We start from the raw sequence: 17,357 nt of genomic DNA on the forward strand, positions 1-17,357 counted from the left end.
GGTTATTCCTTATGACCAAGTGTTAGTTCATTAATAACTTCTGATATGGTGGTGTTTTGTTCATCAGATAAAGTACTCTGCTGTGCTTCCAAGAAAAAGTCTCTGAACATGTCAATCTCGCCTCTTGCTAGTCGTGCTTTACCCATCTCTTGATCAACACCAATCAGCATACCTGGCTTTTCTATGTGTAATACGTTTGGGTAGACCTTACGCAGCTTTTCCATTGGATCTAATATGGCGTGTTTGTCAGTTAAGCGAACTAATAGGTAGTCATGAGAATTTGAGTCGTTTTTCCCTTGTTCTAAAATAGTATCTAGTTCGTCTTCTATGATTCGCATTTGATGAGGAGAAACTAAATCAATATGTGTGGCCGATTTAAAACCCTCTTGATCAAGTTCAACAAGCGTCATGCCTTTCTTTTGATGCTGCTCTGAAAAGCTATACTTCATCAATGACCCAGAGTAGCGAATAAACTCCTCACCTTTTTTCTGAGGCTGATGCAAGTGACCTAAAGCGACATAATCAAACGATGTAAAGTGTTCATGACTGACTCTGTCAGAGCCACCGATGGAAAGTGGACGCTCGGATTCTGACTCAATCGCACCATCCATATAACAATGGCTTAATAGCACGTTCTTATGGTCAGCTTTAAAATGGGCTGCTAGCTCAGAAGACAGAAGCTGATGAGCCTCATCATGATTAGAGACTGGCTTCTTGTAATGATGTCGTACGAGTTCAGGATCGTTATATGGCATGCCATAAAAAGCAACGTTACCAGCCTGCTCGGTATTGATAACAATAGGGGCAAGCATTTCATCAAATGAACTAATGATATACAGCCCTGAGTCACGCATTTGACTGGCACCAAAGCCTAAACGTTTAGCGCCATCATGATTACCGGGAATCATAATAATAGGGGTTTCTAGCTCACTACAAATAGTGTTAACCGTCTCATTCATTAACTCGATTGCAGCGGTAGGGGGGACTGAACGATCATAAATATCGCCAGCGATAATGAGTGCATCAACAGGGTTTTCACGTATATATTGAATCATCTGCTGTAAAACGGCTTTTTGATCATTGAGCAGTGAAACATTGTGAAATTGACGGCCTAAATGCCAGTCAGAGGTGTGAAGAAACTTCATAGGTCCCTGTAATTCTAATGACTATATTTGGGCCTAATAGTAACAAGAAAACAAAAACAATAGGAATGCTAAATCAGCAGTAATACTTATACTTACGAAAGAAAACTGACGCTTAGAAAAGAAAACAGCCACCTTCAGTGGCTGTAATTTTCATTTATACCCCAGCGAATGGAGCAAAGTAAACTAAGGCTGACCAAAATCCAAGCCAAGTCATGACAACCATGACATCAAACCAATCGCGACTCCACATTGCATACCTCCCGTCATCTTCGCACCCTCTCCACGAAGATGCCTTTAGATTAGGTTTAGATATGCAAACAATAAGCCATGGTAAGTCTACCTGCTTTTTACTGCTGTTTTATCAAATGCTTGATTAAGTTTTTCAGGAAAATGAGTTAATAACTCCGTGAAACAATCAGCCATGGATAACGAAGTGACAATCCCATCGCCTTTCATTTTGAGGATCGAATCATAACCTTCTTTACCTTTCATGGTATAAGCTGAAGAGGCCCCCGTATAGAGACATTCAGGCTCGACGTCGCGCCAGCCTTGACCATCAACATATATTCTAAGGTTTTGTATTCTTTGGCCTAAATCAGCTGATTCTTCATAAGTAAAACTTAGATTATGAGTATAGGGATATGATCCAGAACCCGTGCCATTCACACCGTTATTGGTCGCATTATTAATTGCACCTTCTAGAACACTCGCCAAGTGTTTACCTTTTATGTGGTAAATACCGATAGGAACGGCAAATGGCAGTAATTTTCCGGCAATATCGGCGACAGATACATCACCAGGATTGAGTGAGTTCCTAACACCACCAGCATTATGAAGTGCAAAATCAACACTGTGTCCACGGCGATTCATCGCGACTAGAAATGACTCGGCAACCATTGGAGCCAAATCACTACCACCTTGGGCATCAGGTAAGCGTATGTGCCGTAACTTTTGATTTGCATGAGCGATAATCTGCTTTTGTAATATTCGGACTTGGGGAATATATTTTTCCAGCAAGATACTTTGGGTGCTTTTGTCTTTCTTGCAGACTACAACGTTAGGGTGCTGCTTCAAAAACTCACACGCTCTAACATGAGTGTTATCACAACCTGTGGTATGCATATTAGCATCTAAGAAAAGACGACGACCTAACAACAGCTCGTTTTTACCAATTAAAGATGTCACTTCACCAGATTCGTCAAAGTGTATTTCACAGTGGCCCATGCTGAGCGCATGAAAACCGGCTTGAACAACGTAAGTTTTATTAACTTTAACGCCGTAATCATCATCTTTGCCTAAACCTAGAGAGCTAAAATCCCCCTGAAGACGGTGGCTATGCCCGCCGACAATGACCCCAATACCATTCACTTTTTCAGCTAACTTTAGATCGGCTTCATAACCTAAGTGGCTTAACAGGATGATTTTATTGATCCCTTGAGCGTGTATTGCTTCAACCGTTCTCTTCGCTGTTTCAGTCGCGTCGACAAACGGAGTATCAAAGTCTGGGTTAGCAATATCCGCCATTTTATCCAGAGACAGGCCAAATATAGCGATTTTTTCTCCTTGTACATCTTTCGTAATCCAAGGTGCTATCTTTTTCTCGGCACAGTAACTGAATACATTATTTGAGTCTGAAACTCTATATTCCTTATCCTGTCGCTCATTGGATAAATCCCAATTGCCACATAACAATGGGAAGTTAGTGCGTTTTACAAACTGAGCAACTGGCTCGTTACCCATATCAAGTTCATGATTGCCCAATGCCATGGCATCTATTTCTAAAGCGTTAAGCAAGTCAGCATTCGCTTTACCTTTAAAAAGAGAGAAATACAGCGTTCCTTGGAAGCAATCACCGGCATGTAAAAAGACAAAGGGTGTACCTAAGGCCTCTGCATTCGCTTTAATTTGTTTTGCGCGTGTTGCTATACGCGCAAATCCACCTGCGCTCACGAACGGCGTAAGTTGTTGGTTTTCTACATTCAGATTCAACTGTAGTGAGGTAGGCTCAAAATAGGAGTGGGTATCATTAATATGTGCCAGAACGATCTTTGCTGGTCTATTTATCATCTCTTCATTCTTCATCTATCTTCTATTCCTCCTCATCCTAGCGTCTAAATCATGACAGAATCGTGACTTTTATGAAACGTCCTTGAAAAAGAAATTTATCATTCGCAAACTCGGTCAACTTAATTAGACGAATATTAAAAGGTTACTAAGTAAGGCTCTACAGAATCTGTGAACTAATAGCCTACTTATTCACTGTTTTTCAATTATGCTTATTATTGCAGGAGATAAGTAAAGACAATTTAAGTTGTAGTTTGAGGCTTTAGCTAAATAGCTATAGCCAACTGGATAGGAGTAAGCCTATGCAAATTGAGCGAATTGAAATTTCCGGCTTTCGAGGAATCAAACGATTATCACTGCCTCTTGGAGAGCTAACTACTCTTATAGGCGAAAATACTTGGGGAAAATCCTCACTATTAGATGCACTCTCTGTAGCATTACCAGCAAATGGAAAGCCTTATCAATTTGAAATGCAGGATTTCCATGTCGATTATTCTATCGCTCACCCGCAAACACAGCACCTACAAATTGTTTTAGCATTAAAATCAACAGATAAGCATGAAATTCGTGCAGGGCGCTATCGAAAAATAAAACCTATTTGGGTTTATGATGAAGACAGCAATGCCTACATCTACTATCGAGTGAGTGCCACACTAGATCAATACGATGTCACGACCAATTTTGCCTTTTTAGACACAAAAGGAAATCCACTTCCTCTACATCATTCAGAAAAACTTGCTCAAGAATTGATGTCACTACACCCTGTGATACGCCTTAAAGACTCTAGACGATTTGAGCGACCATTTGACGAAAAACAAGGGCTAAACACTCGTGTTGAAAAACGGATCAACAATACTTGTCGACGTTTATTAGCGACTCCTGGCCATGTTAATAAAGGGGAAATGCGCAGCAGTTTGAACTCCATGAACATGTTAGTAGACCACTATTTCTCCTTCAAAAGTAGCTCACGCAGAAGCCCACGAAAACAAAGAGACGGTCTGTTTTTTACTAGTGCACCTACTGAAAAAAGTGTTTCTCAAGTGGTTGAAGAAACAAAGAGCAAACCAACAAGGCTTTTAATGATGGGACTGCTTAATGCTTACCTTCAAGCAAAAGGACCAAATGATTTGCGACGGTGCGCTCGCCCATTACTGATTTTAGAAGACCCCGAGGGCCGATTACACCCAACACACCTCGCAAGGGCATGGAGTCTTTTGCAACTGCTTCCGATGCAAAAAATTCTGACTACTAACAGTGGTGAGCTTTTATCTCAAGTTCCTCTCTACACCATCCGTCGTTTAGTTAGGCAATCAGACAAAACCATTGCAACCTCACTACCAAGCAAAGGTTTTAATAATGATGAGTTGCGCCGAATTGGGTTTCATATACGTTTTCATCGCTCCGGCGCATTGTTTGCGCGGTGCTGGCTACTCGTAGAGGGTGAAACTGAAGTTTGGCTATTCAATGAATTGGCAAACCAATGTGGTTACAACCTTGCAGCAGAAGGCGTTCAAATTATTGAGTTTGCTCAATCAGGGCTGAAATCACTAATAAAGGTAGCGAAAGCATTCGGGATTGATTGGCACGTTGTCACAGACGGAGACGCTGCAGGTAAGAAATATTCAGCGTCAGTTCGAGGTCAATTGGGAAAAGATCAAGAACGCCATAGATTAACGGAACTCCCTGACCGAGACATAGAACATTATCTCTATTCACATGGGTTTGAACATTTCTTTAGAGACATGGTTAGAATTCCATACGACCACCCTATTCCTGCCAAAAAGGTCGTTGCCAAGGTATTAAAAAAGCATGCAAAGCCTGATCTAGCATTGGCAATTGTCTCTTATTGTGAAGAACAAGGTGTCGACTTTATCCCCGTCCTTCTTCGTTGGACACTAAAAAGAGCAATTACTATGGCAAATGGAAACACCTAAATTCCCTATGTATTTAAGGTGTTACTAATAAACTAAGGGATCTACTTCTTCATCACATATTTACGATTATCAAGGGCACAATTCTTATCAGGTGCTAAGATCAAACAGATTACAATATTCTACACATTGCACATTCCTTACTACAAATGGGAATTATTTCAAACAATGCACTTATCGCATTGCCAAGATATAAGAGCTAACACAGCCAGATTTTGGATGTAGATATAATCAGCACGACGTCAAATGATGAGGCTTATATGTATAACCAAGATACCGACGCGACGCTGTTGGCTAAAGGACAGCGCGTAATTATTAATGAATATGACAATACCAAAACCGCTTATAGCTTCCGCTTAAGAGAAGACAAAAACCTAGAAGTCATTGCTCTGATGCTCTGGGATGAGTCTAAACAGAATGGTGGGAGATCGATAACTAATTCAGCAGAACGAGTGCTAAAAGATGTGATTACTTTGTGCCCTCAAGTCCCTAACATTGTCGTGTATAAAGACAACTCGGGACGCTGGGATCGCATATTTTGTTTGCCTGATGCTCGAAAAAGACTTCGATTTGTATCTATCGGCCCAATACGCCGGGGAAGTCCTGCGTTATGGGAAGATTGTCTAATCTTCAATATATGTATAGAAGTCTTTATTAACGAACGTTAAAAGAGTGGGATAAGTTTTCTCACTCACTAAACTTCTACGTTGTTGCTTTAGTAACTAACGATCCGTGGTTCAATTTTTGGTGTAACCATAGGCCGCTTGCTTTCATTAAGTAACCAAAAACACCACCAAGAATTAATGATGGAACGACCAATTGCCACTGTCCTTCCGCTGCAAACGTTGCACAAGAGCCAATAAACGTCCCAGGGATATATGCCAACCACTGCTGTTTTGCTTGAATACACATAAAAAACGCGACGACCGCTGTTACTATGTAACCTACAATTTCTAGACTCAATAGCGAAGAGGTATGTATGATCACCAAAGCCCAAAAAACACCGGTCATATTGGTAATCAAGCTTTGACCTAGCCCTTTTAATCCACTAGTAGGTGAAGCAAAATAACTCGTGCAGCCTAAAAACCCTGCCCAAGACAATAAACCTAATGAAATGGCTATCCATCCCCACAACCCAGATAGAATTCCAGTTGTTAACGAAATCGCGACTAAGGCACTCATGTACTCTTCTCCCACCTCGAGTTTTTGAACCAAGGCATCAAACAATTATCAAGAAAAAATACTAATTTAAAAACCAACCCCATTAAGTGATGAACACCCCATCTTTAAGCAAGCATCATGCAACAAAATAATAAATATCCTTCAGCAAACGTTTAACCAACAAAAACCGTTATTTAAATTAGAGAATGTTTGTCCTGTTCGTGAATCTAATCAACAGAATTCTCAATCCAGTAAATACATTCTCACTACCTACATTTCGAAGATGAATGTATAGAATTATGATTCCAATCTTAACTTTCACTATCAAATTATTTTATGATAACCTAATTCATCATTAGCTAGACTTATACTAAAATTAAATAGCTATTCAAATCTTTCGATTGTGCCAAATCGAAAGACTTTACAATGCAACCAAGACAAAGGATCTGTTATGGCAGTAACCCAACCCAACAATAGTGAAATGTTTTCACCAAATGAAATGATGGCTGAAGCTGAGAAGTTCGCACTCAGTAAGGCTCAAAAAACCAGTGGAATGATTTTAGGTCTTTCTGTTATGGCTGGCGCTTTCATAGGTTTGGCTTTTATCTTCTATATAACAGTGACAACAGGCAGCGCGGTTGCCGGTTGGGGACTTAGCCGTCTTGCGGGCGGTCTTGCTTTCAGCATGGGCTTAATATTGATTGTACTCTGCGGAGGAGAGCTATTTACTAGTTCAGTACTTTCAAGTATTTCATGGGCGAATAGACAGATAACGTTTGGGAAAATGTTATCCATATGGGGGAAGGTTTATCTAGGTAACTTTTTAGGCGCGATGTTAATACTGCTTTTAGTCACTGCTGCGGGGCTTTACCAACTCAACGATGGGCAATGGGGCCTAAACGCACTTAATATTGCACAGCACAAGTTGCATCATACTCCTGTCCAAGCTTTCTCTCTTGGCATTCTTTGTAATCTACTTGTCTGTCTTGCCATATGGTTAACTTTTTGTACAACAAATGCGATGACTAAAGCCATGTTGACTGTATTACCTGTCGCTATGTTTGTTTCGACAGGTTTTGAACACTGCGTTGCCAATATGTTTATGGTTCCTTTAGGTATCGTTTTACAGAACTTCGCACCAGATAGCTTTTGGTTACAGATTGGTTCTACACCTAACCAATATGCTGATCTGAATATTTATCAGTTCCTCACTGCTAACTTGCTTCCAGTTACGTTAGGAAATATTGTTGGGGGCGCTGTTCTTGTTGGGCTGGCCAATTGGAGTATATATCGACGACCTCAACTGAAAGCAGCTAAACTAGCGACTATCCAATCTACAACTAGAATAATGCCAATTAAAGCGAGCACAGGCCATAAGCATATTTTTGTTAAACAAATAATGAATGCTAAGCCAACAACTCTAAATGCCGAAATGCCGACTTCCGTCGCTATCGATATATTACTAGACAATAAACTCGTTGGAGCACCTGTTTGTGATATTGAAGGTCGCCTAGTTGGTTATTTCTCGGTGCATGATGTGATGGTGGATCTTTGGTGCCAAAGCTACTCGCCAGATACAAAACAGAAAGTTGTTGACCTGATGTCACGTGATGTTATTGCAGTACAAGCCAGTGAACATTTAACCGATGTTGCTGAGTTTTTATGTATTGATAAAGAACAACTTTACCCAACGAGTAACACCGGTATTGCAACTCATTTAACTACCTTCTCATTAGAAGATAGGGCTAGATCAGTTAAAGTTAACAAGCCACATTCACTTCCTGTGTTAGAAGATGGAATATTTGTCGGAATGATTAGCAGAAAAGAAGTATTACTGGCAATGCGACCTATTTATGGTGAACGATTAACGGTCGTAAATGATACTGCGAAAAATCATGCATAGTTTGGTTTAATTGTGACGATAAAAAGCCCACGGATAATTGACGCTGTGGGCTTTCGTTTTAAATTAAGACACTGTTTAACTTGGATCTTATTTAAACTAAAGAGTGTCTATTTTTTAATGCCTTCGATATGGAGCTCCATATCAACATAGCTTGAATCACCCATCACTTTAATTGCAAAATCTGCTAACTCTAAACGTGTGGTGCCTACAAAACCAACACGCTGCCCACCCCATGGGTCAGTGCCTTCGCCAATTAATTCTGCATTAATCGTAACGGGCTTAGTTACACCGTGCAAAGATAAGTCACCGACAATATCAAATTGCCCTTCACCGTTATCAATCACTTTATTACTAGTAAAGGTTGCTGTATTGAATTTTGAAGCATTGATGAAATCATCGCTGCGTAAATGTTTATCACGTTCAGCATGATTAGAATCTAGACTACGTGTATCAACGTTAACTTTAATCTTTGAGCTCGCTACATCAGTGGCGTCATAAGAAAACTCACCATCAAATTGATTAAAACGACCTTTGATAAAGCTGTAACCAAGGTGGCTTACTTTAAAGTTAATAGAGGCATGCGCACCTTTTGTATCGATCACGTAGTCCGCAGCGTTTGCTCCCATTGATGAGAACATAGCCATTGCTAATCCAGTTGCCATTAGTGCTTTTTTCATTTGATTCTTCCTATCATCTTGTTGAGCGTATTATCTTTAGTTATTAGGTGATGCTTAAAAGCTGCAAGGGCATGAACAAGGCTCATAATAATGAGTGCCCACGCCGCAATGCGGTGTATTAGGCCAGCTAGATCAGCTTGCCCTTCAAAAAATGATCCCATTCCTGGTACTGTAAAGAAGCCGAACACATCGATACCACGACCGTCTTCAGTTGAAATAAGGTAGCCAGTAATAAATATTGTAAACAGCAAACAATAGATTGCAGCATGCGCGAGCTTAGCTGCTACAACCTCTACCTTATGCCCCTCTATTGAAGGAGAAGTTGTCATCGTTTTCCAGACTATGCGAAATAACGTGACAAAAAATAACAATATGCCGATTGATTTATGCCAATGTGGCGCGACACGATACCATTCGCTGTAGTAGCTTAGATCAACCATCCAATAACCAACAGCAAATAAGCCAAATATGACGATAGCGGATACCCAATGGGTAACGCGGGCTGGCAAATTATAGGTTTGTACATTACTACTCATCATGTAATCCATTTATTTTCGAGAATGAGAATCTAACTCAGTTAAGAATACGGTCGATTTATTTGATGTATACATTATTTACCAAGCTTTACAGTCGTAAAAGCATTAAAACCCGATGGAGTCATTCAGTTTTTTCGAAGAACTTTTCTCGTAAAGCCAAATCGCTTAAATTCCCGAACCTAACAAACAAAGTCATTACATCAAGAAATTAAGGGCATAACTCCCCACCTTAGAAGTCAGAGATTTTTTCTATTTGGTAGATTTCATCAGTAATATCCATCACTTTTTTCTCTAGAATGGTTTGTGCGTCTTGCAGCCCCTTATTGTAGAACGCAGGACCGAAATGTTTGCATATATGATCAAACAGAAATTCAGCGTCAAACTGCCCCAGTTCAACATCAAATTCGCTCTCAAGATACTTTTGAAGATTTTCACTCATTGCTTGTTTTTGTTGGTTGGTAAACTCTATCTCCGTCATAACAGTCATCCTTTTGGCTAATCTATATTCATACAATCAAGTATTTCTTATTTTCTTGCTAATAAAAGTGGTAACGATCATGAAGTTACACATTCTGCACCGCACAGAAGCATAGCTATGGTAACCTTTAGAAACAAATGATTGAGGTTGTCATTCTATATTTGGGGTATATCCGTTGCTGTTAGATGTATTGATTCAAAGTGTTAACGAATTTCAGGTTGATTGCTTAAAGCTATGCGAAAAGCACTACCCGACGATTCACAACCAAGGTATGAGTCAACATCACCTCGGGCTGGCTTTCTCTCGCAGGCTTTCACGCACTTTAAATGAGTTTGGTCATCACTGCGACTATAGCGCCCTAGAATCAATACGAAATACCGACGCACCACATCACTATCGTGTTAGCTCGGATGCAGGTACTGTTTGGATTCTCACCCATCATATGGTTAGCGCAGGTAAAACCTGTCGCCAAAAGCTAATGAAAGATATTGGGGAGTGGCAACAAGAGTATGGATTTGCGATCCAGCCTAACGACCTCTTATTATTGCTGTCTGATCATTGGATTAGCCGAAGCAAACAGAGCCGTGAGTTATTACATTGGTGGACGGGACGACTGCCCGATGAAATTGATCAGTATAGTGCCCAAGGGATCAGCTTGTATGAAAGTGATTCCCAACTGACCCATCTGCTTGAAAGTCAGTATAAGCTTAGCCCCTATTATATTAAGTTTTCACACCCATTAAAGCACTCCAAAAATAAGCAGCTCGTTCGAAAATATATTCAGCTGTATGCCATCATTCAATGGAACTAGTAAAGTAGATTTATCGTCATCTGGATGTCAAACGCTCATCATTAATCTTTCATAAAACCTCTCTACACTATACAGAACGCCCGCCATTAGTAGTTTTCTTAGTAATAGTGAAAAAGCTTAAAAGATATCAATATGAACGCTATGCTGTTCTTTGTAACCTAAGTTATCACAGGGTCTTCAAACAAAGTAACTATGGCTTTTCAGCTCAAGGCCAACAGATCATAAACAATCGTTTTGGCCAAACATTCATTCGTGTTCTTTGGAATAAAAATGATGAAGAAGTCATCATAGTTATTAAAGGTTCGCATAACGTATGGGATTGGCTACTTACTGCCCAGTTATGGCTTAAAAGCTGTCGCTGTTTTGGGTTAAACTATTCCATTCATTCCGGGTTTCATTATCTGTTATTCCAAGATAGTGTTCCGAAATACAATAAAGACCAACTTGGCCTCTCCGTTTTTGACCGACTGTTTAATATTATCACTCCCCTTATCCAGCAGGGTAAGCGAATTACATTGACCGGACATTCATCTGGAGGGGCAATTGGTTGTGTTATCGGTGATGCTATTGAGCAACGTCACCCAAAAGCCGTTAAAAGAGTCGTCACTTTTGGTCAGCCAGCGATTGGTGGGACAAGGTTCTGGCATAATTATTCACTAAAACACAAAACTTACCGTATTTGCTGTGATCTTGATATCGTCACTTTTTTACCACCGATTCCATTGTTATATCGCCATGTTGGTAAGCTACTGTGGCTATACAACGGGCGGATATATGAGAACACACCAACAGCAATGAGGCTTTTACGCTCTGTAGCATCTTGGATACTGAGACCTTTTACCTATCATCTAATGAGTAAATACATTCGTAAAAAAGATTATTTTGACAAGCGCTGATAAAAATTTGAATTCAGTCTGAATTTTTATATATTAAATTATAGAATTTGAGTCATGATCTCATTTACTTACAAAATTGGTTTAACTCTTCAGCTGAGCAATTATTATACAGGTTCTTTATAACCAATGATTTGTTCATTAATTATACAGGCATTATGATTTTAACTACAAAATCACAATTTCAACCTTTGATTTCTACCGATGTGAATGGTGAGTATATTGCTCAATATTCAAACTGGCATCTGCGAAGTGTTTTTCAACCAATATTTACTAATGACCAAGTATTAATAGGTGTAGAAGCACTCGTACGAATCACGACATCTGAAGGTCAAGCAATCCGCCCGGATCTGTTTTTTAGCTCTACTAATATCTCCATTAAAGATAAAATCAACTTAGACAAATTAAGTCGTGTCATTCATATACGAAACTTTTCTATTTCCCAATACAATCATTTGACTCTATTTCTAAACATACTACCCAGTGTGAGTGAATATTTTGCATTAAATGACGTCGAGACGTGTTTATTATCGAACCGACTCAATGAGCTAAGAATAGATCGCTCGCAGATAGTGATGGAAATTGTTGAGCTCAATGCTAACAATGAATTTCTCTTCTTAGAGGCTATAAAAAAACTCTCTCATGCTGGTTATCAAATAGCTATCGATGACTTTGGTGCTTGTGCATCCACCATTGAAAGGGTGAAGTCTTTACAGCCCGACATTGTTAAACTCGACCGCGATCTACTCCTTGAGCATATGCGAGGCCACTCTTCTCGGTTTATGGAGGGGATTAACGTCGCTCGCTCTATAGGAGCAAAAATCATCGTAGAAGGTATAGAAACTCAAGAACATTTAGATGCAATGATCAAGCTCGATCTTGATATGTTTCAAGGTTTTTTTCTTGCTACACCACAACCTATTCTCTCTAGAGTCAAAAATGCAGTTTAATTATTCAGCATATTTATAATGCCTACTCTCCAATTAATGTTAATTAATAATCAACCATAGCAAAACAGCCACAAGCACAACACACCAATAACACAATGCATTTACAAGCTACATTCATTTACGTTACTCCATTAACTCCTTATTGCTTTAGATCATGTAGAGCTGATGTTTTACTCGTGCTACATGAGAAACTTTTGTACATTCATGGTTACAAATTGAAATATCCATGAAGTTATTACAATAGTTTAGAGAGGGATTTATGTTGGAGTTATTCATCGGCATAGCAATAACAGTTGCTGTCGGTTACTTTATTGTTAAAGGCTACAAACCAGCTGGAGTTTTATTAACCGCCGGATTATTACTACTTATTACGACAGGTATTATCGGTCATACTGTGTTACCTGACTCTATTGCTTCAACCGGTAATATGTTCACAGACTCATTAGAGTATGTAAAATATATGCTGCAATATCGTGGCGGCGGCTTAGGGATGCAGATCATGTTGCTTTGCGGGTTTGCTTCTTATATGACTCATATTGGTGCAAATAACGTCGTTGTTAAACAATTTTCAAAGCCTCTATCTGTCATAAAGTCCCCATACGTTTTATTGGTCGCTGCTTATATTGTTGCTTGCTTAATGTCGCTTGCGGTAAGCTCTGCAACTGGTCTAGGTGTTCTCTTAATGGCGACGTTATTCCCGATGATGACCGCGATGGGTATTTCTCGCCCCGCTGCTGTTGCTGTTTGTGCATCACCAGCCGCTATTATTCTTTCCCCTACTTCGGGCGACGTTGTTATTGCAGCGGAAAAATCCGGCTTACCTCTGCATGTTTTTGCAGTTGAAACCGTTTTGCCAGTGTCTATTTGTGCCATAATCGTCATGGCTGGCGCTGCGTATTTTTGGAATAAATACCTAGATAAGAAAGAAAGTACGCCAATGGAGCGTATCGACATTTCCGAGATCGAAGTTAATGCCCCTGCGTATTACGCAATATTGCCATTTTTGCCGATAATTGGGGTCTTCCTATTTAATGGTGAAACAATTCCTGGTCTTTACCTAGACATCTACACCATCGTTGTTCTTTCAATATTTGTCGGTGCGATGACAGATTTCATCACTAAAAGATTCAATGGGCAGAAGACTCTAGAAGATCTTGAGTCTTGTTACCAAGGCATGGCAGATGCATTCAAAGGTGTTGTCATGTTGTTAGTCGCTGCTGGCGTTTTTGCACAAGGTCTAATGTCAATTGGTGCTATTGATAACCTGCTTCATTTAGCTGAAGCAGCAGGGGCTGGTGGTATCGCACTTATGTTTATTCTTACGGGTTTAACAGTAGCAGCAGCAATTGCGACAGGTTCAGGAAATGCGCCATTTTACGCTTTCGTAGAGCTCGCTCCTTCACTTGCTGCAAAGATGGGCTTAAACCCGGCTTTCTTGATTATTCCAATGCTTCAAGCCTCCAACTTAGGCCGTACAATTTCTCCGGTTTCCGGTGTTATTGTTGCTACCTCTGGTATGGGTAATATTAGTCCATTTGAAGTGGTGAAACGAACATCGGTGCCTGTTCTGTTTGGTCTCATCACCGTAATTATCGGTACTGTTATTTTAGTTCCAATGATGGCATAAAAACCTTTTGATACAATTAGTTATCAAGAAAAACAAATAAGGCTCCCATTGGGAGCCTTATTTATATTTAACGCTTTAGTTTCAAATTAATGACGCTTACTTTGAATCACCAAATCGCTCTAAATATAATACGGTTGCGGCAGTGCGCGAAGGTACTTGAAGCTTTTTCAACAAGCTTTTCATGTGTACTTTAACAGTCGATTCAGAGATAAACAGGCGATCTGCAATCTGTTTATTTCTAAACCCCTTTGCTACTTCCTGAAGTATCTGCCTTTCACGAGTCGTTAATTGAGAGAAGATATCTTCCTCACTTCCTCGGTGTGCTAGGTATTTAACCACTTCTTCACTGTACGCTTTATCACCTGCAGTAGCCTGCTTCAATAGAGCAACCAAATCATCAGGTTCTGTATCCTTTAACAGATAGCCATCGGCACCCGCTTTGATAATAGCTTCAATGTCTCCACCGTTATCAGAGACTGTCAAAATGACGATAGCGGCTGTAGCGCCATCCGCTCGTAGTGCTTTTAACGTATCTAACCCTGACATTCCTTTCATGTTTAAATCGAGCAGTATTAAGTCCGGCTCAATCTCATGGGCTTTGGCTATTGCATCGGCACCGTTGCTCGCTTCGGCAACAACGTCAAATTCATCCTCAAAAGCCAAAAGCTGGCTAATACCACGTCTCATTAACGGGTGATCGTCCACCAACATTACTTTACAATTTGTCAAAATCTACGTCCTTAAGCTCGTTGATATTTAAGAATGACTGAACACCCGTTGTGTTTCGAAGAGTTTATTTGTAAATCACCTTTTAGACGAGAAGCACGTTCATGCATTATTGTCGTTCCATAGTGATTTAGTTTCTCTCCGTTTTTTTCAAAGCCGACACCATCATCGACTATTGATACAGTCACCATATTGTCTTTTTCTACGCAATTTACTTCTATTTTCGAAGCATTTGCGTGTTTAATTGCGTTAATCGTTGCTTCACGTATAAGTTGCAACAAATGCACTTGCTGGTGTGCATCCAATTCAATTGACGACAGTTCGTTATTCAATTGAATATCAGCTTCCGTTCTCTGCTCTAACTGTGACAACATTTCATGTAATGCTTGACCGAAGCTACCTTCTTTTATCGTCAAACGAAATGTTGTTAATAGCTCTCTCAGTTGCGTATACGCAGATGAAATTCCACTGTGAATTTCACCAATTACTTGGTTAGCTTGTTCCGTATGTCCATTAGGCTCTTGCTTAGCTAACACTTTTTTTAACAAAGATACTTGGATTTTCAGGTATGAAAGCGATTGAGCCAATGAGTCATGTAACTCTCTTGCTATCGTCGCTCTCTCTTCCATAAGAAGCAGTTGTTCTGCTTGTCTTTGGGCCTGATTATAATAAATAGCTCTTGATAAAATCTGCACAAAATTATCTATCAACGCCTGATCTGGGCAAGGTAACCCACTTTGCCAGTAGAGAAAACCTAAATGAACGCCATCAAGCTCAAACGGCTTCCTTTTGTTGTAATCATCACAAATTTCTCCCGCGACAAGTACAGTATTTTTTTCCCCTACTTCACTGATCTCTATTTTGGCGCTTTTAATACCTTCTACATTGGCGATTTGATCCAGTATCGCTTGGAAATTGTCTTGGGTAATGCGTGAGGCAGTCAGCTCCTGAGAAGATTTATACAAAACGCCCAAGGACTGATTCGCATGCTGTAATTTGTGCGTTTTCTCGTTCACGGCTTTTTCCAAACCAGAGTACATACTCCCCAAATCTGCAGCCATCTGATTAAACGCTCGAGTCAGAATACCCATTTCACTTTTACTTGAGGTATCAAGCCATACATCAAATGTTCTATCTTTTATTTGTTCACTGGCCGTGACCAACGATTTGAGCGGGCCTACAATTTCTTTTCGAATATATCGAACGACAAAAACACTGACAATCAGAATGGCGCCTAAACCAATCCCACCGACCCAAGCCAACACCATTAGTTTTTTTTCAGAGAACATCTGCAGTTTGAAAACAAAATCGTCTATTTGTGAAACAAATTTTGCAACGACAACTGAATATTCTTCTTTCTCGTCACTCTGTAATATTTTCTTGAGCTGATGCCATCGTGAAATCAAACGATAGTAATCTTGTGTAATGTCATCAGGAACGATAAAGCCCTGAAGCTGCTTCATAGATGATGAATAAATTGAACGCTCAAATTGATAGATATGAGAAGAGTAATTTCCCGATTCAGTTTCAATATCATAAGCCAATCGATAACTTTGCATTCTCATCGAGCCTGCCACGTTAACAGCCTCTGCGTCGTTTATGCTTGATGCTAGCGTAATAATAGCCAAACTCGTCGTAACTAATGACAGCAATACAATCAACAACATAGCTTTCGCAATTGTACTCGTTACCGAGTGCTTAACCCTTTTGAGCAAAGATTTCTCCTTGAGATATTTTTATAATTTTTCTCATAAACAATAATTTCTTTTCGTCTTCTATAAATATGTGATCACTCACCATGGAATTTATTGATCTAAAACATAAAAAGTACCCAATTAACCCCTTCTGGGTATTTATTCAAATATGTCAAAAACTACAATTTATGTACAGATAAATACTGTTTATTAACAAGAAATATAGACTACCCTTAAGAGGTATTTATCAATTTAAGGCGGAGCAGTGGTAAACCTTTCTAGAAGAAGACTATTTTCAAGGACTAAAGTGGATGATAAATCAGTCCGCCTCCCTTGGCTTAAAAGCCCTGACGAATTTGTTTACGACTGTACACGATGCGGAAAATGCATTGAGAGTTGTGAAAATAAAATCATCGTTAAGGGTGAAGGTGGTTTTCCTACGATTGATTTCTCTATCGACGAGTGCACATTTTGTTACAAATGTGCAGATTCATGCCCTGAATCTCTATTTAAGTCGCAGCATGATTCACCTTGGTATGCTGAAATAACTATTGAAGATCAATGCTTAGCGTACAAAAACATTGAATGTCGAAGCTGTAGTGATGTGTGCGACGCTATGGTGATTAAGTTTAAACCAGAAATAGGGAAAGTCGCACAACCCAATTTGGACCTTGATGAGTGTAATGGATGTGGTGCCTGCGTTTCAGTTTGCCCGACGTCATCCATCAAAGTAAGTAATGTCAATAATAACGAGATATAAC

Annotated in this window: 16 protein-coding genes; 8 read left to right on the forward strand and 8 right to left on the reverse strand. The window is 39.7% G+C overall.

The window, feature by feature from the left end:
* Positions 1 to 2: 2 nt before the first annotated feature.
* Both L4C54_RS12390 and L4C54_RS12395 read right to left on the reverse strand, forming a co-directional pair.
* Positions 3 to 1,145: an exonuclease SbcCD subunit D gene (locus L4C54_RS12390; protein ID WP_428808439.1), complete on the reverse strand. Its 1,143-nt coding sequence runs from the start codon at positions 1,143 to 1,145 to the stop codon at positions 3 to 5.
* Positions 1,146 to 1,481: 336 nt separating this feature from the next.
* Positions 1,482 to 3,227, reverse strand: a complete 1,746-nt coding sequence (locus L4C54_RS12395) for a bifunctional metallophosphatase/5'-nucleotidase (protein WP_428808440.1) — start codon at positions 3,225 to 3,227, stop codon at positions 1,482 to 1,484.
* A gap of 284 nt (positions 3,228 to 3,511) precedes the next feature.
* Here L4C54_RS12395 and L4C54_RS12400 point away from each other — a divergent pair, with 284 nt between their 5' ends.
* Together L4C54_RS12400 and L4C54_RS12405 are read left to right on the forward strand one after the other, a co-directional pair.
* Positions 3,512 to 5,143, forward strand: coding sequence for an ATP-dependent endonuclease (locus tag L4C54_RS12400; protein ID WP_428800426.1), 1,632 nt, complete (start codon positions 3,512 to 3,514; stop codon positions 5,141 to 5,143).
* A gap of 257 nt (positions 5,144 to 5,400) precedes the next feature.
* The gene (locus L4C54_RS12405; protein ID WP_428808441.1) at positions 5,401 to 5,808 is read left to right on the forward strand and encodes a hypothetical protein; all 408 of its coding nucleotides are present in this window, start codon (positions 5,401 to 5,403) and stop codon (positions 5,806 to 5,808) included.
* 34 nt (positions 5,809 to 5,842) lie between these two features.
* Here L4C54_RS12405 and L4C54_RS12410 read toward each other — a convergent pair whose 3' ends face one another.
* On the reverse strand, positions 5,843 to 6,322 hold the full coding sequence (locus L4C54_RS12410) for a DUF1097 domain-containing protein (protein ID WP_428808442.1): 480 nt from the start codon (positions 6,320 to 6,322) through the stop codon (positions 5,843 to 5,845).
* 430 nt (positions 6,323 to 6,752) lie between these two features.
* On the opposite strand from L4C54_RS12410, the gene focA reads away from it, so the two are divergent.
* Positions 6,753 to 8,204 (forward strand): formate transporter FocA, encoded by a 1,452-nt coding sequence (focA, locus tag L4C54_RS12415; RefSeq protein ID WP_428808443.1) that lies wholly within the window; start codon positions 6,753 to 6,755, stop codon positions 8,202 to 8,204.
* A gap of 107 nt (positions 8,205 to 8,311) precedes the next feature.
* On the opposite strand, the gene L4C54_RS12420 is transcribed toward focA, so the two are convergent.
* The 3 genes from L4C54_RS12420 to L4C54_RS12430 form a co-directional block, all read right to left on the reverse strand.
* Positions 8,312 to 8,881, reverse strand: coding sequence for a YceI family protein (locus L4C54_RS12420; protein ID WP_428808444.1), 570 nt, complete (start codon positions 8,879 to 8,881; stop codon positions 8,312 to 8,314).
* A complete protein-coding gene (locus L4C54_RS12425) occupies positions 8,878 to 9,417 on the reverse strand; it encodes a cytochrome b (protein ID WP_428800759.1) in 540 nt (179 codons plus the stop codon). Before L4C54_RS12425 ends, L4C54_RS12420 begins: the two co-directional genes overlap by 4 nt.
* 229 nt (positions 9,418 to 9,646) lie before the next feature.
* Positions 9,647 to 9,895, reverse strand: coding sequence for a DUF2164 domain-containing protein (locus L4C54_RS12430; RefSeq protein ID WP_428808445.1), 249 nt, complete (start codon positions 9,893 to 9,895; stop codon positions 9,647 to 9,649).
* 175 nt (positions 9,896 to 10,070) lie between these two features.
* Here L4C54_RS12430 and L4C54_RS12435 point away from each other — a divergent pair, with 175 nt between their 5' ends.
* The 4 genes from L4C54_RS12435 (at position 10,071) to dcuC (ending at position 14,176) form a co-directional block, all read left to right on the forward strand.
* On the forward strand, positions 10,071 to 10,706 hold the full coding sequence (locus L4C54_RS12435) for a hypothetical protein (RefSeq protein ID WP_428808446.1): 636 nt from the start codon (positions 10,071 to 10,073) through the stop codon (positions 10,704 to 10,706).
* Positions 10,707 to 10,813: 107 nt separating this feature from the next.
* On the forward strand, positions 10,814 to 11,602 hold the full coding sequence (locus L4C54_RS12440) for a lipase family protein (RefSeq protein ID WP_428808447.1): 789 nt from the start codon (positions 10,814 to 10,816) through the stop codon (positions 11,600 to 11,602).
* 155 nt (positions 11,603 to 11,757) lie between these two features.
* Positions 11,758 to 12,549 (forward strand): EAL domain-containing protein, encoded by a 792-nt coding sequence (locus L4C54_RS12445; protein ID WP_428808448.1) that lies wholly within the window; start codon positions 11,758 to 11,760, stop codon positions 12,547 to 12,549.
* Between the two features lie 259 nt (positions 12,550 to 12,808).
* A complete protein-coding gene (dcuC, locus tag L4C54_RS12450) occupies positions 12,809 to 14,176 on the forward strand; it encodes an anaerobic C4-dicarboxylate transporter DcuC (protein WP_428808449.1) in 1,368 nt (455 codons plus the stop codon).
* A gap of 96 nt (positions 14,177 to 14,272) precedes the next feature.
* On the opposite strand, the gene L4C54_RS12455 is transcribed toward dcuC, so the two are convergent.
* Both L4C54_RS12455 and narQ read right to left on the reverse strand, forming a co-directional pair.
* Positions 14,273 to 14,905 (reverse strand): response regulator, encoded by a 633-nt coding sequence (locus tag L4C54_RS12455; protein ID WP_428800436.1) that lies wholly within the window; start codon positions 14,903 to 14,905, stop codon positions 14,273 to 14,275.
* 11 nt (positions 14,906 to 14,916) lie between these two features.
* A complete protein-coding gene (gene narQ, locus L4C54_RS12460; protein ID WP_428808450.1) occupies positions 14,917 to 16,617 on the reverse strand; it encodes a nitrate/nitrite two-component system sensor histidine kinase NarQ in 1,701 nt (566 codons plus the stop codon).
* 244 nt (positions 16,618 to 16,861) lie between these two features.
* On the opposite strand from narQ, the gene napF reads away from it, so the two are divergent.
* A complete protein-coding gene (gene napF / locus L4C54_RS12465; RefSeq protein ID WP_428800438.1) occupies positions 16,862 to 17,356 on the forward strand; it encodes a ferredoxin-type protein NapF in 495 nt (164 codons plus the stop codon).
* Position 17,357: the final 1 nt, after the last annotated feature.

Source organism: Vibrio lamellibrachiae (assembly GCF_050337265.1).
Classification (GTDB): domain Bacteria; phylum Pseudomonadota; class Gammaproteobacteria; order Enterobacterales; family Vibrionaceae; genus Vibrio; species Vibrio kyushuensis.